This window comes from Cytobacillus purgationiresistens (assembly GCF_030813235.1).
Classification (GTDB): domain Bacteria; phylum Bacillota; class Bacilli; order Bacillales; family Cytobacillaceae; genus Cytobacillus; species Cytobacillus purgationiresistens.
This window is the reverse complement of record NZ_JAUSUB010000026.1, coordinates 1-24,949: the sequence shown is the minus strand read 5'-3', so window position 1 is coordinate 24,949 and position 24,949 is coordinate 1. Positions and strand designations below refer to the sequence as shown.

Annotated in this window: 20 protein-coding genes and 2 pseudogenes; 18 read left to right on the top strand and 4 right to left on the bottom strand. The window is 39.2% G+C overall.

Annotated elements, in window-relative coordinates; genetic code table 11:
* Nucleotides 1-3: 3 nt before the first annotated feature.
* A complete protein-coding gene (locus tag J2S17_RS21935; RefSeq protein WP_307478118.1) occupies nucleotides 4-2,025 on the bottom strand; it encodes a helix-turn-helix domain-containing protein in 2,022 nt (673 codons plus the stop codon).
* A 156-nt stretch (nucleotides 2,026-2,181) separates the two neighbouring features.
* Between J2S17_RS21935 and J2S17_RS21930 the strand changes: the two genes are divergently transcribed.
* From J2S17_RS21930 to J2S17_RS21865, 14 genes are all read left to right on the top strand, one after another.
* Nucleotides 2,182-2,394: an acetyl-CoA carboxylase biotin carboxyl carrier protein subunit gene (locus tag J2S17_RS21930; RefSeq protein ID WP_307478064.1), complete on the top strand. Its 213-nt coding sequence runs from the start codon at nucleotides 2,182-2,184 to the stop codon at nucleotides 2,392-2,394.
* Nucleotides 2,381-3,991, top strand: coding sequence for an AMP-binding protein (locus J2S17_RS21925; RefSeq protein ID WP_307478062.1), 1,611 nt, complete (start codon nucleotides 2,381-2,383; stop codon nucleotides 3,989-3,991). The genes J2S17_RS21930 and J2S17_RS21925 overlap by 14 nt, the downstream gene beginning before the upstream one ends.
* A 17-nt stretch (nucleotides 3,992-4,008) precedes the next feature.
* Complete coding sequence (locus tag J2S17_RS21920) at nucleotides 4,009-5,580, top strand: ABC transporter substrate-binding protein (protein ID WP_307478061.1); 1,572 nt, start codon at nucleotides 4,009-4,011, stop codon at nucleotides 5,578-5,580.
* A gap of 17 nt (nucleotides 5,581-5,597) precedes the next feature.
* Nucleotides 5,598-6,545 (top strand): ABC transporter permease, encoded by a 948-nt coding sequence (locus J2S17_RS21915; protein ID WP_307478060.1) that lies wholly within the window; start codon nucleotides 5,598-5,600, stop codon nucleotides 6,543-6,545.
* Nucleotides 6,546-6,560: 15 nt separating this feature from the next.
* Nucleotides 6,561-7,400, top strand: a complete 840-nt coding sequence (locus J2S17_RS21910) for an ABC transporter permease (RefSeq protein WP_307478058.1) — start codon at nucleotides 6,561-6,563, stop codon at nucleotides 7,398-7,400.
* A 12-nt stretch (nucleotides 7,401-7,412) separates the two neighbouring features.
* Nucleotides 7,413-8,423: an ABC transporter ATP-binding protein gene (locus tag J2S17_RS21905; protein ID WP_307478056.1), complete on the top strand. Its 1,011-nt coding sequence runs from the start codon at nucleotides 7,413-7,415 to the stop codon at nucleotides 8,421-8,423.
* On the top strand, nucleotides 8,416-9,384 hold the full coding sequence (locus J2S17_RS21900) for an ABC transporter ATP-binding protein (RefSeq protein ID WP_307478055.1): 969 nt from the start codon (nucleotides 8,416-8,418) through the stop codon (nucleotides 9,382-9,384). The genes J2S17_RS21905 and J2S17_RS21900 overlap by 8 nt, the downstream gene beginning before the upstream one ends.
* Before the next feature lie 45 nt (nucleotides 9,385-9,429).
* On the top strand, nucleotides 9,430-10,986 hold the full coding sequence (locus J2S17_RS21895) for an acyl-CoA carboxylase subunit beta (protein ID WP_307478053.1): 1,557 nt from the start codon (nucleotides 9,430-9,432) through the stop codon (nucleotides 10,984-10,986).
* 20 nt (nucleotides 10,987-11,006) lie between these two features.
* Nucleotides 11,007-12,758 (top strand): AMP-binding protein, encoded by a 1,752-nt coding sequence (locus J2S17_RS21890; protein ID WP_307478052.1) that lies wholly within the window; start codon nucleotides 11,007-11,009, stop codon nucleotides 12,756-12,758.
* A 133-nt stretch (nucleotides 12,759-12,891) separates the two neighbouring features.
* Nucleotides 12,892-13,665 (top strand): MerR family transcriptional regulator, encoded by a 774-nt coding sequence (locus J2S17_RS21885; RefSeq protein WP_307478050.1) that lies wholly within the window; start codon nucleotides 12,892-12,894, stop codon nucleotides 13,663-13,665.
* Entirely contained in the window at nucleotides 13,658-13,981 is a 324-nt protein-coding gene (locus tag J2S17_RS21880) for a DMT family transporter (RefSeq protein ID WP_307478049.1), read from the top strand. Before J2S17_RS21885 ends, J2S17_RS21880 begins: the two co-directional genes overlap by 8 nt.
* On the top strand, nucleotides 13,981-14,292 hold the full coding sequence (locus J2S17_RS21875; protein WP_307478048.1) for a DMT family transporter: 312 nt from the start codon (nucleotides 13,981-13,983) through the stop codon (nucleotides 14,290-14,292). Before J2S17_RS21880 ends, J2S17_RS21875 begins: the two co-directional genes overlap by 1 nt.
* A 94-nt stretch (nucleotides 14,293-14,386) precedes the next feature.
* Nucleotides 14,387-15,508: a mechanosensitive ion channel family protein gene (locus J2S17_RS21870; protein WP_307478045.1), complete on the top strand. Its 1,122-nt coding sequence runs from the start codon at nucleotides 14,387-14,389 to the stop codon at nucleotides 15,506-15,508.
* Between the two features lie 203 nt (nucleotides 15,509-15,711).
* On the top strand, nucleotides 15,712-16,341 hold the full coding sequence (locus tag J2S17_RS21865; protein WP_307478043.1) for a pyroglutamyl-peptidase I: 630 nt from the start codon (nucleotides 15,712-15,714) through the stop codon (nucleotides 16,339-16,341).
* A 47-nt stretch (nucleotides 16,342-16,388) separates the two neighbouring features.
* Here the strand turns inward: J2S17_RS21865 and J2S17_RS21860 are convergent, their stop codons facing one another.
* The 3 genes from J2S17_RS21860 to J2S17_RS21850 form a co-directional block, all read right to left on the bottom strand.
* The gene (locus J2S17_RS21860; protein ID WP_307478042.1) at nucleotides 16,389-18,512 is read right to left on the bottom strand and encodes an MMPL family transporter; all 2,124 of its coding nucleotides are present in this window, start codon (nucleotides 18,510-18,512) and stop codon (nucleotides 16,389-16,391) included.
* Between the two features lie 233 nt (nucleotides 18,513-18,745).
* Nucleotides 18,746-19,315: a TetR/AcrR family transcriptional regulator gene (locus tag J2S17_RS21855; RefSeq protein ID WP_307478041.1), complete on the bottom strand. Its 570-nt coding sequence runs from the start codon at nucleotides 19,313-19,315 to the stop codon at nucleotides 18,746-18,748.
* 88 nt (nucleotides 19,316-19,403) lie between these two features.
* On the bottom strand, nucleotides 19,404-19,574 hold the full coding sequence (locus J2S17_RS21850; RefSeq protein WP_307478040.1) for an aspartyl-phosphate phosphatase Spo0E family protein: 171 nt from the start codon (nucleotides 19,572-19,574) through the stop codon (nucleotides 19,404-19,406).
* Between the two features lie 213 nt (nucleotides 19,575-19,787).
* On the opposite strand from J2S17_RS21850, the gene J2S17_RS21845 reads away from it, so the two are divergent.
* From J2S17_RS21845 to J2S17_RS21830, 4 genes and pseudogenes are all read left to right on the top strand, one after another.
* Nucleotides 19,788-20,252 (top strand): MarR family winged helix-turn-helix transcriptional regulator, encoded by a 465-nt coding sequence (locus J2S17_RS21845; RefSeq protein ID WP_307478038.1) that lies wholly within the window; start codon nucleotides 19,788-19,790, stop codon nucleotides 20,250-20,252.
* On the top strand, nucleotides 20,249-23,362 hold the full coding sequence (locus J2S17_RS21840; protein WP_307478037.1) for an MMPL family transporter: 3,114 nt from the start codon (nucleotides 20,249-20,251) through the stop codon (nucleotides 23,360-23,362). Before J2S17_RS21845 ends, J2S17_RS21840 begins: the two co-directional genes overlap by 4 nt.
* Nucleotides 23,363-23,428: 66 nt before the next feature.
* Nucleotides 23,429-23,981, top strand: a pseudogene (locus J2S17_RS29105) (type 2 periplasmic-binding domain-containing protein); the annotation flags it as partial.
* Between the two features lie 30 nt (nucleotides 23,982-24,011).
* Nucleotides 24,012-24,356 (top strand): annotated as a pseudogene (locus J2S17_RS21830) (ATP-binding cassette domain-containing protein); the annotation flags it as partial.
* Nucleotides 24,357-24,949 lie beyond the last annotated feature (593 nt).

Below are 24,949 nucleotides of genomic sequence, written 5' to 3'. Positions count from 1 at the left end.
AAATTAAGTATATGCCTCTTTAAAGTGGCAAGCAAGCTGGATTTTTAATATGTTTTCCGGGTCTTCGAATGATAGATTCAGTATTTCCTCTATTCTCTTGATTCTTTGATAAAGAGTATTTATATGAACATGCAGTGTAGCAGCTGTTTTTGTCGCGGATCTATTGCATTTAATATATGTAATCAGAGTTTCTTCAAGCTCTTGCTGTTTTTGATGCAATGGAGAGAAGATTTCCTCTGTAAATTGGAGTAATTCAGTAGCAGTATGATTTAAAAATAAACGATTGATACCTATTTCACTATATTGAATCACACCGCTCGTCTGCTTGGATTGAAGATAATATAAAGCCTTCTCGGCTTCATTATGAGTTTTTGAAATGGAAGGAATTCCACAATAAATCCTTCCGATACCTGCGTAAAGTTTGATATTTTCACTTTGCTGCCAGCTGGCGAGAATCGATTCAAATGTCTTAACAATAAATAAAAGCTCTGCAGGTGAGTCCAATGATAAAAGCAAGGTCACCTTATTATGATTGCCAAATACTAATTTGGACGTTTCTGTTAGCCTCTGTTTAATCGTCCATACAAAATGGTGAACCTTAGCTTCAAGTACTTGAAGATCCTGAAAGTTTGATAGTTCTACGATTATGGATACTACATGATTGTTTAAATCAATACCAAGATCCAGCCCTTGTTTATATAAGAGGTCAGAGTGCTCGTTATTTAGAAGTTCGTGATAGTAATCATGAATTTTTTTATAATAGACTTCAGCGATTGAATGTCGCTTAGCCAACTCCAAAGAAAGAAAAACGCCTCCCCGTTCAACAATCATATGTTCAAGCTGAACGAGCGGCGGTTCTCCTAAAACAATTAAACAGCCTGCACATACATTACCTACATATATGGGGTAAATTAGAAAGGTCTTTTCATCTATATCATATTTCTCGATATAAAAAGGCATATGGCGATGGCTAATGAACTTATATAACTCTTCTACTGTAAAATACTGTTTATGCATTTTAGGATAGTACTCTTCTTCAAGTAAATCTACGAATGTCACAGATGGCTTAATCATTCGGTTCAACTCTGCAGCTATGGCTCCTACACCCTTGTTTTGCAATGACAATTTCGTCAAAGAAGCATGAACTTCATTTCTCTTGATTAATACTTGATTTTTTCTTTTTATTTCCGTGAACATGTGTGCATTTTCAATTGCGATCGCAATTTGAGCTGCGAGTGCTTTGATTAGCTGGATATCCCATTCTGTTAGTCTTCGTGCTTCACTATCTTGATGAATCCCCAAAACACCTTTTATTTCATCATGAAAATTTACAGGAACGGTTACTGTTGCTTTTACTCTTCCATTATGAAAAGCGGCTTTCAATAACTCTGCGTTGCTCTTGGAAGTACCTTTCATTGCTTCATTTGCTTTGCGAAAGGAATAATAAACTCTTGGCTTTCCATCTCTGTAGGTTTTTCCAGTCACACTTTCACCGATTTTATATTGAACTTTTTCAATTTCGGCTTGCCACCCTCTGTAAGCTTTACAAACTAAACGATCGATTGCAGGATTATATAACCAAAAGGCAGAGGTATTGGCTCCAGGGATGACAGCTGCTACATTGTCGAGAATTTTTGTTAAAAGCTCATCTAAATCTAGGGAGGCGGTTATGTTCTTTATTCCTTCAATTAATTTATCTAATTCGATATCCTTACTTTTCATCGTGAAATACGAGTAGATAGGGTGTAAAAGGTGATATATGATTTCTTTGGTTTCTTGATCAACTAGCGCTTTGGTTTTAAAAACAAGCTTGACTCTATACTCTTGCGGATATTCTAAGATTAGGCAATTATCCGAAGTCTCAGGAAGGGTATGCAAAAAAACATGTGAGGAAATATGCTTAAATGGTTCAAGTTGATCAATAAAAATCCATCTCTGCTCCATAGGATGATACATCCAAATTTGGCATGCAGTAATTGCTGCTGTCTTCTTGAGATAAGACTGTAAAAGTGAGCGATTATACATTTCCAAAACGACCTCCAATGTAAATTTATACAGTTTTACATGAATATTAACAGAAAAAACAACATTGTATTTATTTTAGCAAATGAATAAGATTAACGAAAGAAAATTCAGATTATTTTAAATGTAAACGCATTCATTTTTGAGGAGGTTGAAGGAATGGGGCAGGTTAAATCAACTATGGCAGGAACGGTTTTTAAAATCTTAGTCCAGGCAGGTGAAGTTGTTGATGCTGGCAGAGAAGTTGTGGTCCTTGAATCAATGAAGATGGAAATTCCTATTATTGCTGAACGGGAAGCGAAAGTTAAGGAAGTAGGGGTAAGTGTAGGGGACTTTATTAACGAAGGGGATGTTCTTCTTGAGCTTGAATAATGGCTATCAGCCGCTTCATTATTTTCTTCGCCATCATGCTCAAGTAGCACCTGACAAAGCAGCGATTATATTCTATGGATTTACGGTAACGTACAAGGAATTGGATGACTGGTCCGATAGATTTGCCTGCTTCCTGCATTCAAGAGGAATTAGAAAAGGGGATACTGTTGCGTTATTTTTGCCTAATTGCCCACAGTATATTATCAGCCATTTCGCCATTCAGAAGATAGGAGCTATCGTAGGACCATGCAGTGCGATGTTTAAAGAATGGGAGCTTGAGTATGAGGTGAAGGATCTGTGTGCGAAGGCTATTGTTACTCTTGATGAATTTTTTCCAATTGTTGAGAGTGTTAAGCCGAAGACGATGCTTGAAACCGTTGTTACTACTAGTTATAAAGATTTCTTACCCGATGTGCCATTTCCTGATTTTCCTGAAGCTGTTTATCCAAAGAAGTATATTCCAATGACTGAGGATCTTCATAACATCATTCAGCAATATGATAACGTTTGTCCCAATGTGGATATTAATATCGATGAGGATGTTGCACTAATTGTCTACACATCCGGTTCAACAGGGCTGCCAAAAGGAGCCATGCTGACTTATCAAAATGCTCTCTATAAAACACGAAGTATGGCAACAGTGAGGGGAATGAATAGCAGCGATGTTTCTTTATCCGTCATGCCTATTTGTCATATTGCCGGAATGCTAGGGATGAATGTAAGTATTTATACTGGAGGCACGATCGTGCTGCTAAGCAGGTTCTCCCCAGAAGCAGTGATGAAGGTGATTGAGCTACATAAAATAACTGCAGCTCAAACAGTAGTACCAATGAATGTGGCAATTATGAATCATCCAATGTCAAAACAGATAGACTTTCGTTCATTAAGGTTAAATGGCTGTACGAGTTTTGGCATGCAGTTAACTGAGTCTATCTCTAAGCAATGGGAAGAGCTTACAGGCACTTGTTTATTTGAATCCGCTTATGGTCTCAGTGAAACACATACTGCCGATGCTGTGACGTCACCAGAGACGGTTAAATTCGGAACAACTGGCAAGGCACTTCCTGGAACGGAAATAAAAATATTAAGTTTAGAAGAGCCCCGAAGAGAGCTGCCAATGGGTCAAGAAGGAGAGATTATTGTTAAAAATCCAGGTGTTTTTAAAGGCTATCTCAATAAGCCTCAAGAAACAGCGAAAACGCTTCAGGATGGATGGGTCTACACGGGTGATATAGGAAAAATAGATCATGAAGGGTTTCTTTACTTTTTAGGACGTCAAAAAGAGATGATTAAGTGCTCAGGCTATAGTGTATTTCCTGAGGATGTTGAATTGATGATTAATAAACATCATGCAGTCATTGAATCAGCTGTAATAGGTGTGAAGGACCCTGTCCGCGGTGAATCAGTTAAAGCCTTTGTTGTTTTAAAGGGGGAATATGAAGAAGACGTAACAGCGGAGGAACTTATTTTATGGTGCAAGGAGAAGATGGCTGCCTATAAATATCCGCGTCAGATTGAATTGAGAACACAACTCCCAAAGACGGGGACAGGGAAGCTGCTAAGAAGAGAGCTTGCTGGGAAAGAGAAAATCAAGTGAATGAGAGGTGGATCATTATGAAGCGATATAGGAAATGGATTTATATTTTCCTAGTAAGTTTGTTGTTGATAGCAGGCGGGTGCTCAAGTAATTCTTCAACAGAATCTGGAGTTACAGTGAACGGAAGTAAAGACGGCGATAAGAATGACGGTAAACCAAAACACGGTGGCAGCTTATCTATAGCTTATGATTCAGATATTAGTAACTATGATCCGATATTGGGTAATTCGGGAAATGATCATTCATTGCTTTATCCAGTTTATGACACTCTTGTCAGTTATAACAGTGAGCTGGAGCCTATACCAAATCTTGCAGAATCGTGGGAGACACCTAATGAGAAAACGATTCTTCTTCATTTAAGAGAGGGTGTAACCTTTCATGATGGAACGGCATTTAATGCCGAGGCAGTCAAATATAATCTAGATCGTGTTCGTTCAGAGGATTCGAATATATCGGATTTATCGAGTGTGGATTCAGTGGAAGTGATTGATGACAATACAGTTCAATTAAATCTTAATCGTCCGGATTCATCTATCATACTAGCACTTTCTGATCGATCAGGAATGGTTGTATCCCCTGCTGCAGTAGAAAAGCATGGGGAGGACTTTGCACAAAACCCGGTTGGTGCCGGTCCCTTTAAAATGGTCAAATGGGTGAGAAACGGGGAAATTCAGTTTGAAGCATTTAAGGATTATTGGCAGGATGGCCTTCCCTATCTAGATAAAATAACAGTTAAAATTATGCCAGACGAAAATACGAGATTGAACTCGCTTAAATCTGGTCAAGTGCAATTTTATTGGAACGTATCACCTGACAATAGCCAGGTATTGAAAAATGATCAAAGCTTGGCGTTAGATACAAAGATGAAGTTGGCATTTTACAACATTTATTTAAATACAACAATGGCCCCATTTGATAAAAAAGAGGTACGGCAGGCATTGCAGTATGCAATCAATCGTGAAGCTCTAGTAAAAGCGCTAACATTTGATGAAGGTGAAGCTGCTTATCAAACTTTTCCGAAGGATTATTGGGCAGCAAGCTCAGAAATAACGATACCTTATGATGCTGAGAAATCGAAGTCGCTACTGAAGGAAGCGGGAGAGGAAAGAGTGAGCTTTGATATGTTTGTTCCCTCTACACCGTTTTATCAACGATTAGCAGAGGCAATAAAAGGTCAGGTAAAAGAGGCTGGTTTTGATTTAAATATTGAACCGATGGAGTTAACAAAAGGTGTGGCGCTTTATTTTAACGAAAAACAAATACCATCCAATTTAACCTCATGGACTGGAAGGCCGGACCCGCATCAAACCGTTCAATTGTTGCTTAGCGGAAATGGTTTTTATAATGCAGGCAGTGAGACTTCAGATGAACGGGAAGAATTGATTGCAAAGGCTGCTTCCGCTTATGAGCATGCTGACAGAGCAAGAATTTATGAGGAAATAAATAAGTTAACTATTTTAGATGACTCGATGATTGTTCCTATTATGTTTGTTCCATCTACTGGAGCGATGGCTCTTAATGTGAAAGGCTTTGAAGGCACCCTGCTTGGTAAGCCTAAATTTTCATTCTTGTGGTTGGACGATAACTAAAGAAGGGCGGGATTGCTATGTTTTTTAAGTTTTTATTTAGACGGCTATTTTATGTGATACCGATGCTGCTCATCACTACGCTAGTCGTCTTCTCTCTCATCTTACTCATTCCTGGTGACCCTGCTCTTGCCCTTCTTGGTGACAATGCAACCGAAGAAAAATTGACTCTGCTAAGAGCACAGCTAGGTTTGGATCAGCCTATCATGCTGCAGTATTGGAGCTGGCTTACCCATGCTGTACAGGGTGATTTGGGAAGATCATTATTTACAGGAGAATTTGTAAGTGAAGCAGTTTTCTCAAGACTTGGGGTCACTTTTCAAGTTGTTGCTACAGCGATGGTTATCTCTTTCATATTGGGTCTTCTTTTTGCGATTACATCTGTTATTAAGCCTAATAGCTGGATAGATTATCTTGCAAGATTCTTTGGAGTTTTAGGAACTGCGATTCCTAACTTTTGGCTGGCGATGATCCTTGTTGTTATTTTCAGTGTCAATCTAGGCTGGTTACCTGCCACAGGTTTTACGAGCATAACTGAGCATCCCGTTGGTTTTTTTAAAAGTGTTTTGCTTCCAGCTTTTTGCTTAGGTTCATTCGGAGCTGCTCAAATTACCCGTCAGCTCCGCTCATCTTTATTGGAGGTTCTGGAATCAGACTATATACGCACTGCTTATTCAAAAGGTTTACTATTGTGGCCAGTTATTTGGAGACACGGATTAAGGAATGCTTTGCTGCCGGTTGTCACAACAGCAGGTCTATTATTTGGAAATATGCTTGGTGCGACAGTTGTGATTGAGAGTGTATTTGCAATTCCTGGTATGGGGCAATTGGCTGTTCACTCGATTTTGCAAAGAGACTTCCCGATGCTTCAAGGAGTCGTTTTAATCATGGTGCTCATGATTTTGATTATCAATTTTATAACAGATGTTATTTATGGAATGCTTGATCCGAGAATTGAGTTTGAGTAAGAAGGGGTGAATGGGATGCGATATCGAGTCATCGTCCAGCGGCTGTATCATGAGAAGCTAGCATTTATTAGTTTAGTCTATTTACTCTTCCTAGTGGTTTTATCTATCATTGCTCCTCTTATTGTTCCATATGATCCCGAGGCTCAAGACTTAACGAACGTAATGGCAGCACCTAATTGGGCACATTGGTTTGGAACAGATGAACTTGGGAGAGATATCTTTACAAGGTTACTTTTGGGGGGGCAGGCAGCTATTCAGGCAGGGATGATTGGTATATTAATTCCGCTGTTTATAGGTGTACCCTTAGGAATCATCTCTGGTTATGTTGGCGGGGTTATTGACGATATTTTTATGAGAGTTGTTGATGCAATGCTTTCTTTTCCAGCAATTCTACTTGCTTTAGCCATAACTGGCGCTTTAGGTGTCAGTTTATGGAATGCAATGATTGCGATTGGAATTATTTTCACACCCCAATTTGCCAGGCTGGCAAGAGGGCAAACATTGCAGGTCCGTCGTGAACCATATGTAGAAGCGGCAAAAATCTCTGGTTCGGGTGCATCCTGGATCATGCTAAAGCATATTTTGCCTAATATTGCTTCTCCAATTATTGTGCAAGCCTCTTTCAGCTTTAGTTTAGCTATTTTAGTAGAAGCATCCTTGAGTTTTTTAGGGATGGGGGCTCAATCTCCACAAATCAGCTGGGGAGGAATGCTGCATCAAGCCTATAGTATGATTTTCGTTAATCCATTAATGATGTTTTTTCCAGGGCTAGCCATATTGGTTTCAGTACTAGCAGGGAATTTCTTAGGAGACGGGCTGCGCATAGCGATAGATCCAAAGATTAAACGAACATAGGAGGGGTGAGATTTGAAGAATCGAGAGAAATTGTTGGAGGTTAAGCATCTTCAAGCTTGTTTTCCAACTCAACGGGGTGAAGTTAAGGCAATTAATGATGTATCTTTCTCTATCGATAAAGGAGAGATTGTGGCTTTAGTAGGAGAGTCTGGAAGTGGTAAGAGTGTTACTGCATTGTCTGTTATAGGATTAAATACTCCTTCCATAAAATATGAGAAGAATAGTGACATTTCTTTCAAGGGAAAAAATCTAATTTCAATGAAAAAAAAGCAGATGAAAAAAATTAGAGGCAATGAAATTTCAATGATATTCCAAGATCCTCTCTCTTCCTTAAACCCGCTTCATCCAATCGGTCGCCAAATAGCCGAGCCGATTCAATTACATCAAGGTCTGTCATATATAAAGTCTCGAGAAAAAGTGATTGATTTGTTAAAGAAAGTAGGGATACCTGAGCCTGAAAAGAGGCTGAAGGATTATCCCCATCAATTGTCAGGAGGGATGAGGCAACGAATTATGATTGCAATGGCTTTGGCCTGCAACCCATCTCTTCTTATTGCAGATGAACCAACCACTGCATTGGATGTGACCATTCAGGCGCAAATTCTGAATGTGATGAGAGAGCTTCAGAAAGATACAGGTATTTCTATTCTCCTTATCACACATGATTTAGGTGTCGTTGCTGAAATGGCCGACCGAGTGTTAGTAATGTACGGTGGTGAAATCGTAGAGGAAGGCGATGTATTTTCCATTTTTCAAAACCCAAAGCATCCATATACAGAGGGCTTGCTGTCCAGTGTACCAAAGCTGAGGGGAGCCTCAGAAAATAGGCTCAGAACCATTCCAGGAACAGTGCCTAATCCACTTGAACTTCCGAAAGGCTGTAATTTCCAAACCCGATGCAGCTACGCAACAGAACAGTGCAGTGACCTGTCTCCACAATTGGTGAGCAATGAAATGAATGGTAAGGTGGCATGCTGGCATCCTCTTGAAAAAGTGAATAAGAAGGTGACGAATTTTGTCTGAGCCATTAGTAGAAATTAGAAATATAAAGAAGCATTATCCGGTAGGTAGTGGATTATTTGGCAAAAAGGATAAGTGGTTAAAGGCGGTTGATGGGATTACCCTTGAAATTAATAAAGGAGAAACTTTAGGATTAGTTGGCGAATCAGGTTGTGGTAAATCAACACTAGGAAGAATAGTTGTAGGTCTGCTCAATCCAACAGAAGGAGAAGTGTTTTTTGAAGGAAAGCCATTGATGGGAAAAGGAAGAAGCAGACGTGAGTTAGGCAAAAAAATACAAATGATTTTTCAAGATCCTTACGCTTCTCTTAATCCTAGAATGAATGTGTCTAATATCATTGGTGAACCCCTCCTTCTTCATAAAATTGGCACGACACGTGAGAGACAGAAAAGGGTGGATGAGTTATTAGAGAGAGTTGGCTTAAGTTCAGCACACGGAATAAGGTATCCCGAGGAGTTTTCCGGCGGACAGCGCCAAAGAATTGGTATTGCTAGAGCGCTAGCTTTAAATCCCCAGTTAATTGTCTGTGATGAACCAGTCTCAGCTCTTGATGTATCAATACAGGCACAGATATTAAATTTGTTAAAGGATGTTCAGGAGGATAGGGGCCTATCATATATTTTTATCGCTCATGGTCTTCAGGCCGTAAAGCATATAAGTGATCGAATTGTTGTGATGTACTTAGGAAAGGTTATGGAAATATCTCGAACAGAAGACCTGTTTGACAATCCCCTGCACCCTTATACAGCGGCTTTAATTTCTGCGGTGCCTGAGCCTGATCCAACACTCCGTGACAGAGAACGAGTGTTACTTAAAGGAGATTTGCCTAGTCCTGAGAATCCGCCAATTGGCTGTCGTTTCAATACGAGATGTCCATTAGCAGACCAGCGCTGTAGACAAAAGGAACCTCCGCTTGAGGAAGTTTCACCAGGAAGATGGGCAGCATGCTTTTATCATGGATGAATAAGATCAAATAAAATAAGGATTCGAAAGGGAGGCAGATCATAGGTGAGTTGGGAAAAGGAAATTAAAGAGCTTCGTTATAGAGAAGAATTAGCCCATAGAATGGGGGGTGAGGAGCGTGTCCAAAAGCATAAATCATTCGGTAAGTTAACTGTAAGAGAAAGAATTGCTAGTTTGTTGGATGAGGGTTCCTTCCATGAGACAGGCGCGATTTCAGGTAAAGCAAAATATGATGATAATGGTAAATTAATAGACTTTACTCCTGCCAACTCTATATTAGGTACGGGAAGGCTGCAAGATAGAAAAGTAGTGGTATCAGGTGACGATTTTACGGTTCGTGGAGGGGCTGCTGATGGTGCGATACATGGCAAGCAGGTTTATGCCGAACGACTCGCCCATGATCTGCAAATTCCAATCATTCGTCTAGTAGATGGAACAGGGGGGGGCGGCAGTGTAAAAACACTGGATTCTAGTGGTTACACCTATATCCCTGTAAATCCGGCATGGGACCTAGTTGTTGCAAATATGGAGAGGGTGCCTGTCGTTGCAGCATGTCTTGGATCAGTAGCAGGGCTCGGTGCAGCGCGAGTGGCCGCATCCCATTTTTCGGTTATGGTGGAGGAAACTTCGCAATTATTTGTAGCAGGTCCACCTGTTGTTAAGTATGGTATGGGTCAGGACTTAACGAAGGATGAACTCGGAGGAATTCAAGTTCATCGATCAAGTGGTGCAGTAGATAATGTTGTTCAATCTGAAGAAGAGGCCTTCGAACAAATACGAAGCTTCCTATCTTATTTGCCTTCTAGTGTTTGGAGGCTTCCGCCAGTTATATCTGCAGAAGATAACCCTAATCGGAGAGAAGAAAAGTTAATATCCTTTATCCCGAAGAATCGTCGTTCACCATATAAAATCCGTGAGCTTCTTCCGTCTATTTTTGACAAAGCTTCCATCTTTGAAATGGGTCGTTACTATGGGGGAGGAACTTTAACTTGTTTTGCTAGATTGGATGGGCATCCGGTTGGGGTATTGGCGTCTGATCCATATGTAAATGGAGGGGGTCTGACCGCTGAAAGTTCGGAAAAGATAGAAAGATTTGTTGATCTTTGTCAGACCTTTCATTTGCCGATCGTAAATCTCGTTGATCAGCCTGGTATGGTGATTGGCCTGCCTTCAGAAAAGAAAGGAACGATTAGAAAAGGAGTTCGGGCAATTTCAGCTGTCTATCAAGCAAAGGTGCCAATGATGGAAATTATTCTTCGCAGAGTCTTTGGTGTTGGAGGGGCGGGCATGAGCAATGGTCACGGACTTAACCAAAGGTATGCCTGGCCATCTGGGGATTGGGGATCCTTACCTGTTGAAGGTGGCGTCCATGTAGCCTATCGTCGTGAGCTGGAAGCCAGTGAAAATCCAGAGGCATTGTTAAATGAGTTATTAGAACGAATGGAATCTATCCGCTCGCCATTTCGTACGGCAGAAGCATTTGGCGTAGAGGAGATGATTGATCCAAGAGATACGCGTCCTCTTTTATGCGAATGGGTGAAGGATGCCTATGAGCTCTTGCCGCAGCAATTGGGCCCTTATCAGCATGGAATGAGACCATAATTATGGGGGAGGGGAAGATAGTGAATACAGATGTATTGCTGAATGAAATGGGCGTGAAGGAAGAGGTTGTAACGAAGTGTATAGAGCATTGGGCGAATGTATCTGGTGAGAAGCTATTTTTATATTATGGTGAATCAGGAAAGAAGCTTACCTATTGGCAGTTCAATCAAATAACTAATAGTATCGGACACTCTTTAATGGAGAAGGGAATCAAAAAAGGCGATAGAATATCAGTATTTTTGAAAAATCCGTTTATCACTACGATGGTTATGTTTGGAATTTGGAAATGCGGGGCAATTTTTAGTCCAATTAATTTTAATTATAGAGGGAAATTGCTCAGCTATCAGCTTATAGATACGGAGCCGCAATTGCTCATAACAGAGAGAGCAATGGTTCCCATCCTAAATGAAATTTCATCAGAAATACAAGGACTGCAAGCAGCCGTCCATAATTCACTGGAAGGGGACCACGACTATATTGCAGAAATAGCTGAGCTGCCTCTCAATCAAAACTTTATTGAATTTCCTTTTGAGCGATTAATGCAAGGTCCAACTAATAATCTAAATGTAGAGATCAATTATTGGGATACTGCAAATATTATTTATACATCAGGAACTACAGGTCCAGCTAAGGGAGTAGTACAGTCCCATCGGTGGATAAATGGTTATACCTTAAGAATGAGATTATTTATGACCCAAGCGGATGTCGTATATAATGATTTACCTCTTTATCATGTTGGTGGTGCCTTTGCTAATATAGCCAAGGCTGCGTATTCTGGCTGTACTGTTGCAATTTGGGATAAGTTCAGTCCAAAGCAATTTTGGAATAGAATTGAAACATGCGGCGCCAGTATGGCCATCTTACTGGATGTAATGATTCCTTGGCTGGTGAATGCCCAACCATCAGAGAATGATAGAATGAATACGCTTAATAAAGTCCATATGCAGCCCCTTCCTAAATATCATCATGAGGTGGCTAAACGGTTTGGTATTGATATTGTTTCAGCTGGATTTGGTCAAACGGAATCGGGTAATCCGCTAGCAGGGATGATTATCGAATTAGAGCCAGGCAAAGGGTCACCGGAGCATTTTAAAAAAGGCATGGAAAGACATGAGATTCTTGAGCGCTGTAACACGTTCCAAATCCCGGTTATTGAAGGGAATAAGAAATTAGATAAAGGCTTTATGGGGAAACCAACCAAATTCTTTGAAGTTGCCGTACTGGATAATCAGGACTTAGAAGTCAGTGCAGGCAAGGTCGGTCAGATTGCCTTTCGTCCAAAATTACCGCATCTTATTATGTCTGAATATTTCAACAAACCGAATTCCACGACAAAAGCCTTTAAAAATCTGTGGTTCCACACTGGTGATGCCGGATATTTGGGGGAAGATGGATATTATTATTTTGTAGATCGCTTAGGTGGAGTTATTCGTTCTCGCGGAGAGAAAATTTCATCCTATCAGCTAGAGGATATCATTACGAGCCACTCAGAAATAGATTTTTGTGCCGCCTTCCCTGTACCAGCAGAAGAAGGAGATGAGGACGATGTAGCCATTTATGTTGTAAAAAAAGCCAATTCAGAGATAGATGAAGAAGAACTCTCGGAATGGGCGGAGGGGCAAATGCCTAAATATATGTGGCCAAAATATATTCGCTTTACAGTCGACCTTCCTCGTACACCTACAAATAAAGTAGAAAAATATAAACTAAGAGATGAATTATTGCAGGAGCTAACAGCGATTAGAGAGAATCAGTCTTCATTGCAAATATAATATGGTGATATGCACAGTGAGAGAGCATGTTTAAATACACGTTCTTTTTTTATTCAAGAATTTATTTTTAAAATACCATTGACTCTTCCGTTTACGTAAGACTTTATAATAAAAACATGAAAGGGTGATCAGGTTGTTCAGTATCGGAAAGCTTTCTAGAAAAACGAATTTATCGGTCAGAACACTTCGTTATTATGATGAGATTGACCTCTTGAAGCCTGCAAAGGTTGCCGACACCGGCTATCGCTATTACGGAGTAGATGAAATAAAGAAACTACAGCATATTACGGCACTTAAAGAGTTGGGTTTTACGTTAACTTCTATAAAAGAAATTCTTTCGTCAGAAGAAGAAGGTAAAGAATCAAGATGGAGAGGTTATTTAGAATTTGAATTGGGAGCAGTTGCGGAACAGCAGAGGAAGCTTGCAGAGATGGAGAGGCTATTGCAGCTGACAAGACATGCGTTAGAAATGAAAAGCGAGGTAAATCCCGAAGATATCTTCCTTTTTGTAAAAGCAATACAATTGCCGACAATTAATCGCCAAGCATTTCGGGATCTGTATTTTAAAGAGGATGAAATAAATATTTTGGAAAATTTGCCTGATCTTAGTACTGCTGATCCGAGGAATATGCAATGGGCGAAGCTAATCCGAGATGTGAAAGCAAACCTTCATGAACCTCCAGATTCAGAAACATCTCAATCTCTTGCAAAACAAATATTAGAGATGGGGAATGAATGGTTTCAGAAGGATGAGCAGCTCATTGATAAGTATTGGGGGCTGATTCGACCCGAAGAGGGGGAGAAACCAAAAGTATATGGTATGGATGCGGAAGTAATGAATTATATTGACCGAATCGTTGATTGGCATCTTGAAAATAACAAAGGAGAGGAAAAAAAGGATGAGTGAGACAAAAGCGTGGATTTACGTGGTAATAGGCGGTTTACTTGAAGTGATTTGGGCCAGTGGGTTCAAATATGAAGCTATTCCTTCCATTGTAATCATCGTTTCATTGCTTATTAGTTTTGATTTAATTATTAAAGCAACTCAAGTCCTGCCGATTGGTACGGTTTATGCTGTTTTTGCGGGAATGGGCACCATTGGCACAACAATAGTAGAAATGGTTATAACAGGCGGAGTCAGCGTAATGCGCATCTTTTTAATCCTCTTGTTGCTCGTTTGTATTGCAGGACTGAAATTAACCGCACAAGGAGGAGAGGGATAATGGATTGGATGATGCTTATCTTGGCAGGATTATTTGAAGTGGTTGGCGTTATAGGGATTAAGCGGACGGCAGTAAAAAATAACTGGACGAATAATATCATTTTGATTGCCGGATTTTTAATCAGCTTTAAGTTCTTGCTAGGTGCGATGGAAACGGTTCCGCTTGCAACAGCGTATGCGGTGTGGACTGGAATTGGTACAGTAGGAGCAGCTGTGGTCGGGATGATTTTTTATAAAGAACCAAAAAGTGGGTTAAGAATGATCTGTATTTTAGGAATCATTTTTTCGGTAGTCGGATTGAAAGCAGCTTAGATAAATTTATTATGAACCTCATAGCATTTTACTCAACCTCTTTTGACTGATATGGTATGATATACATTAGTTTGTAAGGAGGTAAAAAAAAGCGATGAATTGGCCATCTTTTTTTTCATATGATTTTCTATTAAATCTAGGCATTTCAATTGGAATTGTCTTGCTGTTTCTGGTTTTTAGAGGACTATTCTCAAAATATATTTTCTCACTCATTTTAAGATTAAGCAGGAAGGCGCCTACGGATCTCATATCCCATTTCTTCCTCTCATTTGAAAAACCAATACAGTGGTTATTCATTATTATCGGTATCTATGTAGCTTCAGATTATTTTCCGCTGTTTGAACAGGATAATACTTTGTTTAAAGATATAATTTCGTCATCTGTCGTGGCAATGCTTACTTGGGGATTATATAATATTGCATCGGCTTCATCCGTTCTTTTTATTAAGATTAGGGATAACTATAAATTAGAACTTGATGATATCTTAATTCCTTTCTTATCTAAATCTCTTCGTGTAGTAATCGTTGCAATAAGTTTTAGTATTATCGCTCAAGAGTTTGGATATGATGTCAATGGCTTTGTGGCAGGTCTGGGGCTTGGCGGGGTAGCTATTGCTTTTGCGGCTAAAGATGCCATAGGCAACCTTTTTGGAGGATTTATCATTATTACGGAAAAACCGTTCACAATTGGTGACTGGATTATGACACCAAGCGTGGAAGGGACAGTTGAGGATATTTCATTCCGCAGTACAAAGGTGCGTACTTTTGCCCAAGCAGTGGTTACAGTTCCAAATGCAACATTAGCTAATGAATCAATCACAAACTGGAGTCAAATGGGGAAACGCCAAATTAGCTTTAATCTCACAATTTCCCGCGATACTCCTAAGGCAAAACTAGTGAAGATTGTACATCGTATTGAGGACATTGTGAAGAATAATCCAGATATTCACCCTGAAACGGTTTTCGTTAAGTTTGACTCATTTAAAGATAACGGCTATGAAGTATTCTTGTACTTCTTCACAAATACAACGGTTTGGGGAGATTTCTTAACAATAAAAGAGAGCATTAACTTCTCCATTATGGAAATTCTTGAACAAGAAGAAGTCTTAATGGGACTTGAAAGTACGAGACTTTATATGGATTCTGAACTAACATCGAAGGAACAAAAAGAAAAAGAAAAAAATGAGGGTCAACTTTCCTTAAGTAAGGACTCTTAATCTAAAGGCCTGTTTCAGCGTTATGTCAGCTGAAGCAGGCTTTTTTTCACTGCATGATAGGAATGGAGCAGGACCTGTTAATTTCTAAGCTAGAAGTTATAGATTGAATAAATAGAATAATGCGTCTATTATTGGTTATAAAAGTAATTAACTTTAATTATTTGTGGTGATTAGAGCGAAGTGTTAAAAGGGGAGTGAACTACATGAAAAAGCTACTGCTAACAGGATTTGAACCATTTCTTGATTTTCCTATCAATCCAACTATGAAAATAGCAGAAGAATTGGACAGTGAAATAATAGGAGAATATCGCATTCATGCAACGATTCTGTCTGTGGATTTTAAAAAAGCAGGGGGGGAGCTGATTCAAGCTATTAAAAAGGAGCAGCCTGATGCCGTTATTTCTTTAGGTCTTGCCGCAGGGAGATTTAAAATAACGCCAGAGCGCATAGCGGTCAATGTCAATCATGGTCCAGCAGATAATGAGGGTCATATACCAATAGATGAGACGATCCATCTCGATGGTGCTGACGGTTATCTATCTACCTTGCCAATAAGAGACATGGTAGATGCTCTTAATGAAGCAGGTTTGCCTGCAGATGTGTCTGACACAGCTGGTACTTATTTATGCAATCATGTGATGTATCAGGGGCTCTATTATATGATAAAGAGAAACCTTGCTGTCCCATCCGGTTTCATCCATATTCCGGCATCTCATGAACTTGCCATTCAGCATGAAAAAATCCCCAGCTGGAGTCATGAAGATTTGAAAAAAGGAATAGCCATATGTATAAAAGCCTTATCAAATCATATAAGAAAGGCGGAGTCTCATTGAGAGAACTCCGCTTTTACCTTTAATCCCTGTTTCACACAGATGTCACATCAATTGCGGCTGCGGACTTTTTTGTTTTCTTCTTTTGCCTGATCCTTCTCTAGCAAGACTAACAGTCCAGGCAATAATACCCCTCTAATAAGAAAAGTATCTAGCAGAATACCGACTGCCACAATAAACCCAAAAACAAACAACAATTGGATAGGCTGCGTCATCAATACCGCAAAGGTAGCGGCGAGGATAATGCCTGCAGATGAAATGACTCCGCCAGTATTAGCGACGGCTATTTCTACAGCTTCTTTGACGGAATGTTTTCTGCGTTCTTCTTGGAATCTTGATATTAACATGATGTTATAGTCAATTCCCAAAGCAACTAAGAAGACAAAAGCATACAATGGCACCCGATTGCTGACAGTGCTGATATCAAAAATCAAATCAGTTAGGAATATGCCAAGGCCAAGTGCAGCCAAGAAGGAGATCAGTATTGTCCCCATCATGAAAATAGGCATTTTCACAGATCTAGTTAAAAAGATAAGCATGACAAAAATCAGTAAAGTCTCCAATAACACAATGACAATTACATCGCGGTTATTAACCATGCGATCATCAACTTGTGCAGCGGTTTCACCTGCGAAAAATAATTCTCCTTCTAATCCGCTGTCAGTGATGATCTGATCTGAGTTGTCTATCATTGCCTCCATTGCATCAATGGTTTCGAGAGCGTATGGATTCTCAGTAAATGACAAGCTGTATTGCACGACTTGATCAGATTCAGCCGTTCCACTTATCCGAACATTTCCAACAAGCGGCTGGGATAAAAGTTCCTCTTTTAGCGACTCTTGTTGTTCCTCGGTGGTAGCGGTGTCGGCTTCCAATAATACAGTGGAGGGAGCAAGGTCGCCACTGGCGAATTTCTCGTCCAGTATTTCATATCCTTGTCTGGAAGGCATATCTTCCGGGAATGATTTGATCGTGTCAAATTCAAATTCCAGATTAACGATATTGCTTGCAGAGATAAGGAGAATAAGACCGACAGCGGCTACTGAAATACCGGGTTTCTTTACAACAAATCTCCCAGTTTTACTCCAAAAGGATGTTGGTTTTACTTTGGCAGAGCCAACCTTTGGAACTTTGGGCCAAAACGATTTTCTTCCGAAAAGAGTAAATAGTGCTGGCACGAGTGTAATCGATGCAACCATAATGATGGCCATTGCCGTGGCGAATGTTGGTGCAAAGTTACGATAGTCCCCAAACTGGGCAAAGAATAATACAAGCATCGCAGCCAAGACTGTCCCGCCCGAGAAAAACACAGGCATTCCCACCTCGTGCATGGCAGCTCGCATGGCATCATATTTATTCTCGTGATTTTTAAGTTCTTCGCGAAATCTGGAGAATATGAAAAGCGAATAATCAATCACGGCCGCAAATAAGAGGATAGACATGATTGATATCGTTTGATTACTTAATGCAAGTCCTGCGCTTCCTAAAATACCTAGTGTTTTCATGACCACTTCATAGACAAATACGGCCGCTAAAAGCGGGATAATTGCCAGTAATGGTGAGCGGTAAATGACAATAAGCAAAATGAGAATTAATCCAACTGTAGACAAAATCAGAACTAAATCTGCTCGGGAAAATAAATCGAGTGAATCAGCTCCGATTCCTGCAGGTCCTGTGACATACATATGCAATTCAGAGTTATCTGCAGCAACCTCCTTCATTTGTGTTAATGAATCCCGAATCTCTTTATTTTCAAGAGAGGATTTGAACATCAGCGGTATGACAGCGGTTGTTCCATCCTCAGAGAAAAATTCAGCAGTAGCTTGAGGAGGCAAGCTTGCTAATGGAATAATCTCTTCTATCCCATTTATCTCTTCCTTCTTAAATCGATCCAAAACATTAGCTACTTGATCAATAGACAATTCTCCTTCAGTTTGAAACACAAGAATCGCTGGAGTTCCATCATTGTTAGAGAAATACTGATCAACCTTTCCTTGAGCAATAACTGATTGCGCATTATCAGGAAGAGTGGCAATTCTGCTTACTTCATAGTCCTTTGCGTTTGGTGCAAATATCGCAAGCAAGATGGTAACAACGAGCCAGCTAAGGATGGTAATCCACATCCCCTTCTTCGTTGTTACAAATTGGGTTATTCCGTTTAAGAAAGCTCTCATTTCGTTCACTTCCTTTCACATCATTTTTTTATAAAAGTGACAACAATAGGCTGAATGGGAACGCTCGTATATGTGAAACTTGACCCTTGCGATGGATATTCACATCAGAAACAAGTCTTGCATACTAAGAGCGTTTTCAATCAGCCTAAAATCATTTATCTGCTTATATAAATGGAGTCACTTTCATTTCCAATATTTATTATCTTTCAATGTGACAGGAGTGTCAATAAATTTCATGACAGTATTCCGTTGCTAATTACCTCTTTAATTGATTGAACCCATTCTTTACGTGGAAGATTAAAATGGTTTGGAATGGCAACTGATTGGAATATAAAACCTAAAATTAACGTATCAGGAACCTGTGCATTGAGCCTGTCCTCTTTTTTGCCTAAAGTAATGAAGCTTTGTAAACAGGAATACATATTTAAACGCATATCTTCAAACTGTTCTTTATTTAAACGTGCTTTATTATTTGAATTCGATTGGACTTGCATGGTTATTTCTATCAACTCTTGGATTTCAGTTCGTTCAAAAATAATATCCATTAAGTATTCGAATTGTTCATTAAAGTTAGCGTAGGTTTCCACTTTTTTTAGTTTAACTAGGAATTCATTCATTTCATGAATCATAAATTCTGTAATCAATTCTTCCTTGTTTTCAAAATACTTATAGAAAGTGGCTCTTGAAACTTCCATTTTTTCAGCCAGCATGCTGAAGGTGAATCCTTCATAACCAACCAATAGAAGTAATTCCTTTGTATGTTTGAATAATTCATCATTTGAAAACTTTCTTTCACGCCCCATAGTCTCACCTCATCTTTATTATAGTAAATTGGAGATGATAAACAATTAGAAAATATGATTTTAATCAATGTCTATGTGCATGAATGAATTAGTTATTGCTTTTCTCCCTGTTTCCCTCTTCGTTATGCATCAATACATTTAATAAATGGTCTAGTTTCTGACTACACTCTAATGCTTGTTTAGATGTATAACCATGCTTATTTGCTAACTTGATCATTTCAGAACGTGTTTCTTGAATAGAGTGATAAATATTTGTCATGATCAGTCATCCTTTGTCTGAGAGTCTTAAGACCTAAAGATATTTTTATTATTATAACAAAAAAACCAATAATTTACTTTATTTTACTTGAATGATTTTACCTTTTTCTAGTGTTTTTTTCCAATTATCTATAGACTTTCTAATCATTTATAGTTAAACTCTTAAATAGTTCAATAGTGAAACTATATTTTCTGAAGAGGTGTGCTGGAATCAATGAATAATGAAATTAAAGAATTAGTGGATCGATATATTGCCGTTTCTTTCATGGTTAACCGAACGGGAGAGAATCTGATAAAGAACGAAGTAGGCAGTACACTTACGAATGATCAGCATTATACATTGAGGTATATTCATGGTGCTCATTCTTGTACATCGACTGAATTGGCAGAAGTATTTGCTGTTAAAAAAAGTGCGATAACAGCAATCATCTCAAGGTTATGGGAAAAGGGATTCATTTTACGGACACGGAATGAAAAGGATCGCAGAGTTGTCTATTTATCACTTACAGAAAAAGGAGAGCGGCTATTTTTAGAAACAGAAACAAAGATACATAAGCTGGTAGAATCATTTTTAAATGAATTTGAACAGGCCGAAATTCAACAATTTATACAAACCTACGAAAAATTAAATAAGATTTTAATAGAAAGAAAAGAAGTGGAACTGGAGGAGTGTTTGTGAATACGATTATTAATAGAAAGTGGTTCATCTTTATCACATGGATTGTATTGACTATAGGGCTATTCTTTGCTGCGCCAAATATGGCAGATCTCGTTCGAGAGAAGGGTCAGATCACTGTACCTGATGATTATTCATCAAGCATTGCCGGTGAGATGACGAAGGAGATTCAATCCCAGAAGGGCGGGGGAGATGAAACACAGGTAGCTTTAGTTTTTCATGGCGAAAAGAAACTGACGGAATCAGAAATTGCTGAAGCGGAAAAAGCGATTAACTTGCTTGAAGAACAGAAAGAAGAACTTGGAATTACCGAGGTCTTGACACATTTTAATGAAGGATCTCTAAAGGATCAATTAGTGTCAGATGATGGCAAAGCGATTCTGGCTTCAATCAATATCAGCTGGAAAGACCGTGAAGCAGAAGAACTGAGCGAGGCATTATATGCAACGCTTGCTCCTGTAAAGGTTGACCACCATTTTACAAGTGAATGGATGATTAATGAAGACTTAATGAAGAGTTCGGAAGAGGGATTAAAGAAGACGGAAGGTATTACAGTGGTCTTTATTTTGGCTGTATTATTGCTGGTTTTTAGATCAGCAGTTGCACCGCTGATACCATTACTAACGGTCGGTTTTAGTTATTTAGCATCACAATCCATTGTATCCATACTAGTAGATCAATTTAATTTTCCTATATCGAATTATACGCAAATCTTTCTTGTTGCGATTCTTTTCGGCATTGGTACGGATTATTGCATTCTGCTATTAAGTCGTTATAAAGAGGAGCTTTCACAAACAGATAGCATCCAGGAAGCCATTGCTGCTACTTATAAAAATGCTGGGCGAACGGTATTTTTTAGCGGGGTGGCAGTAATGATTGGGTTTGCAGCGATTGGTTTCTCTCAATTTATTCTCTATCAATCAGCAGCAGCAGTAGCAATCGGTGTTGCGATACTTCTTGTTGCACTCTTTACAATTGTACCATTCTTTATGATGGTTCTTGGACGCAAGCTATTCTGGCCTGCTAAAGGAAAAATTGAACATGGTGAAAGCAGAATTTGGGGTATGGCAGGTCGGTTCTCTTTATCACGTCCTCTTATCGCGTTACTCATTGTTGCTGTTGTCTGTGTACCGTTTCTTGTTACTTACGATGGGGAATTGTCTTATGATTCCTTAGAGGAAATCAGTGGCGATGTCAATTCGATTAAGGCATTCAATGCAATTGCGGATAGCTTTGGTCCAGGGGAGTCTATGCCGACACAGATTGTGATTAAGAATGATGAAGAGCTGAACACAGTAGAGTATTTAAATATTGTAGAAAAAATAAGCAGTGAAATTGAACAAATCGAATTAGTGCAAACTGTTCGATCAGCGACGAGACCAACTGGAGAAACCATTGATGATTTCTTTGTTGCCAATCAAGCAGAGACTTTGGAAAGCGGACTGGATGAAGGCAAGGATGGACTCGATCAAATTAGTGCTGGATTAAATGAGGCCAGTAATGAATTGACAAAATCTGAGCCTGAATTATCTGGTGCTGAAAAAGGGATCAATGATCTAATCGATGGTACAAATGAGATTCACACAGGTCTAAAAGCAGTTCAAGCAAATCTTGCAACGATAGAGGATGGCATTCGTCAAGGCTCTGCAGGTTCGGAACAGATAAAAGCGGGACTAGATGAAGCTAAATCTGCTGCAGAAGGATTATTATCTGCTTATGAACAGCTATTAGATGGATATAACAAAACGCAAACAGGTATGGCTGGTTTAATATCAGGATATGAAGAAATCGGTAATGGTTTAATGGGATTATCGCAAAAATTGGATGGGGTATCTACAGGTCTGTTCAGTTATGTGGAAGGAAAACATCCGGATTTAAACGAGGATGGAAGCTATGTGGCGATGAAAGGAGAACTACAATCAATTCAAAAGAGCCTAAACCCATTGGCAGAGAAGATGCAATCTGCTAATGCTGGCCTGAAGGGAGTCCAATCTGGATTAGCTGCAGCGAATGAAAATCTGCAGATGGCGATAGCAGGACAAAGAGAGTTTCCTGCAGGACTTCAGCAGCTTATCAATGGGATTGATGAACAACAGCAGGGACTGAATCAATTAGCTGATGGCCAAGGAGAGATCTTAGCCAATTTCCCGCAATTAACAAATGGATTAAATCAGGTTACTGGAGGGCAAGAACAGCTGCTTGCTGGTTTTAGCGGTTTAGGAAATCAAATGAACGAACTGACTTCCGGTTTGAAGGAAAGCTCGGATGGACTGAATCAAGTATCATCCGGTTTGGGATCAGCACAAGATTATTTATCAGGATTATCCACCTATTCAGATGGTTTTTATATACCTGAGGAGGTTTTGCAGAGTGAAGATTTTGCTCAAGTGTTAGATACTTATTTATCCGACAATCGCAAGATTATGACGTTAGATGTAATATTTGAAGCTAGTCCTTATTCTAATGAAACAATGGCGAAAATCGAGGACATTCAACAATCGGTTGAAAGGGTAACAAAAGGCACGAAACTTGAGAATGCTGAGGTAGCCATCGGGGGGATTACAAGTACTAATATTGATTTAGACACAATGTCCAGTCAAGATTATTCACGCACTGTCGTTCTTATGCTTGCTGGCATCTCGTTAATTTTAATCTTTTTATTCAGGTCGCTTATTATGCCTATTTATATCATAGGTTCATTAATATTAACCTACTATACTTCCATGGGCGTAAATGAAGTAATTTATGTTCATATCTTTGGCTATACGGGAATTAGCTGGGCTGTCCCATTCTTTGCGTTTGTTATTTTAATCGCACTTGGAGTGGATTACAGTATTTTCTTAATGGATCGCTTTAATGAATATAAAGACATGTCAGTCGCGGAGGCAATGCTTCTTTCAATGAAAAAGATGGGGACAGTCATCATATCAGCTGCAATTATTCTCGGAGGCACCTTTGCAGCAATGATGCCTTCAGGTATGTTATCACTGCTGCAAATTGCATCTATCGTCATTGTTGGCCTTCTCTTATATTCAATTGTTATTTTGCCGTTATTCATTCCTGTAATGGTGAAAAACTTTGGAGCTGCCAATTGGTGGCCTTTTAAAAGATAGTAATTAATCAAAAAAAACCGCGAGTGAAGGCGCGGTTTTTTTTGATTATCTGTTTTCGAAAGTATAGCAGAAGTCGGGTTAAACTTTGGGCCGATTACCTTCTATAATGGTCAAGGGATTACGGTTGGTGCTGACAGTGGGATTGATAGCCTTAAAGATTTAGAGGGTGCACGTATTGGTGTTGATACTGGAACAACAACAGAATTGAATCTTGCAGACTTGGACTACAGATAAGTCCGGCCTTGTATCAAGTCAATCAATTATTGTGGATCCAAAAGCGCATAAAATATGAGCTGAGAACCTTTCAAAAGAACCTCTAGCACCTGCGGTTAAAGGCGGGACGATAAGCGGTTTGATGTGATGACATGGATGGCTTATGCAACTATCCAAGCAGAGGAAATCGGCATTATATCTAAAAATGTTGATGAGTTCTTGAAAGATGAGGATCCAGAAATCATGCGTTTGCTTGGTACTGAAGGTGATTTAGGAGAGCAATTAGGCTTGCTTAAGGACTTCGCATAACAAATTATTAAACAAGTAGGGAACTATGGGAATTTTAGGGCGTCACCTTGGTAAAGATACAATCTTTAAGTTAGATAGAGGATTGAATGCTCAGTAATGTCCGATTTGGGCCAGGAAGTGGAAGAAGGATAAAACCGAGAAAAATGCTCGAGAACTTTTAGAGAGAGTTGGAATTCCAGAACAAGCAAATGAGTTTCCAGGGCAACTATCAGGTGGCCCAACAGCAGCGTGTAGCCATCGCGCGAGCACTTGCGATGCAACTGAAGATCATGCTTTTTGTTGAACCGACGTCCGCGCTTAATTCGGAATGGTTAAAGAAGTATTAGATGTAATGAAGACATTTTCTGAATCTGGAATGACAATGCATGTTGTAACTCATGAAACGGGATTTGCTAAACAAGTTGCTGACCCTTGTTCTTTTGGTAATCTGAAGCACGAAAGAACAAAGGTCTTTTTATCACAAATTTTATAGTTGTTAAAAAAAACCGCTGATCACTCAACGGTTTTTTTGATGTGAAAGTAATCAATATATAATAAGGAAGGAACTAGTATTAAATATAGTACGAAAGAATTAATAGCAATAAGAATGCAATAGAGATAACAAGGAATTCAAGAGTAATAATATTTAAAGAAATCTTAAAAGTTATTATGAAAAGTCAGATGAAATAATATCAAGGAATGTACGAGGATATTAAGAATATGGAAGGATTTAATGAGAGATATCATCAAAATTATTGGTGTTGAAAAATATTTTAAAATAGTATTGACGGTGCTAGTTAATCGATGTTATTATATTAAAGCAGTCGTTGATGACGGCAACTTAGAAAAAAGAAATTAAAAAGTTGTTGACATCTAGATTGATAAAATGTTATGATAATATAGTCGCTTCTGAAGCGAACGAGATTGATCTTTGAAAACTGAACGAACAAAAAACGTCAACGTTAATCAAAAAAGCTGATTTATCAGCATTGCACTTTTAGTGCAAAAACGAGCTAATCAAACAACACTTTATTGGAGAGTTTGATCCTGGCTCAGGACGAACGCTGGCGGCGTGCCTAATACATG

Coding starts and splice junctions, on each gene's coding strand:
- J2S17_RS21920 (WP_307478061.1), top strand. CDS start 4,009: ATGAAGCGATATAGGAAATGGATTTATATTTTCCTAGTAAGTTTGTTG.
- J2S17_RS21860 (WP_307478042.1), bottom strand. CDS start 18,512: ATGAGAGCTTTCTTAAACGGAATAACCCAATTTGTAACAACGAAGAAG.
- J2S17_RS21865 (WP_307478043.1), top strand. CDS start 15,712: ATGAAAAAGCTACTGCTAACAGGATTTGAACCATTTCTTGATTTTCCT.
- J2S17_RS21870 (WP_307478045.1), top strand. CDS start 14,387: ATGAATTGGCCATCTTTTTTTTCATATGATTTTCTATTAAATCTAGGC.
- J2S17_RS21910 (WP_307478058.1), top strand. CDS start 6,561: ATGCGATATCGAGTCATCGTCCAGCGGCTGTATCATGAGAAGCTAGCA.
- J2S17_RS21845 (WP_307478038.1), top strand. CDS start 19,788: ATGAATAATGAAATTAAAGAATTAGTGGATCGATATATTGCCGTTTCT.
- J2S17_RS21935 (WP_307478118.1), bottom strand. CDS start 2,025: ATGTATAATCGCTCACTTTTACAGTCTTATCTCAAGAAGACAGCAGCA.
- J2S17_RS21880 (WP_307478049.1), top strand. CDS start 13,658: ATGAGTGAGACAAAAGCGTGGATTTACGTGGTAATAGGCGGTTTACTT.
- J2S17_RS21855 (WP_307478041.1), bottom strand. CDS start 19,315: ATGGGGCGTGAAAGAAAGTTTTCAAATGATGAATTATTCAAACATACA.
- J2S17_RS21850 (WP_307478040.1), bottom strand. CDS start 19,574: ATGACAAATATTTATCACTCTATTCAAGAAACACGTTCTGAAATGATC.
- J2S17_RS21875 (WP_307478048.1), top strand. CDS start 13,981: ATGGATTGGATGATGCTTATCTTGGCAGGATTATTTGAAGTGGTTGGC.
- J2S17_RS21930 (WP_307478064.1), top strand. CDS start 2,182: ATGGGGCAGGTTAAATCAACTATGGCAGGAACGGTTTTTAAAATCTTA.
- J2S17_RS21915 (WP_307478060.1), top strand. CDS start 5,598: ATGTTTTTTAAGTTTTTATTTAGACGGCTATTTTATGTGATACCGATG.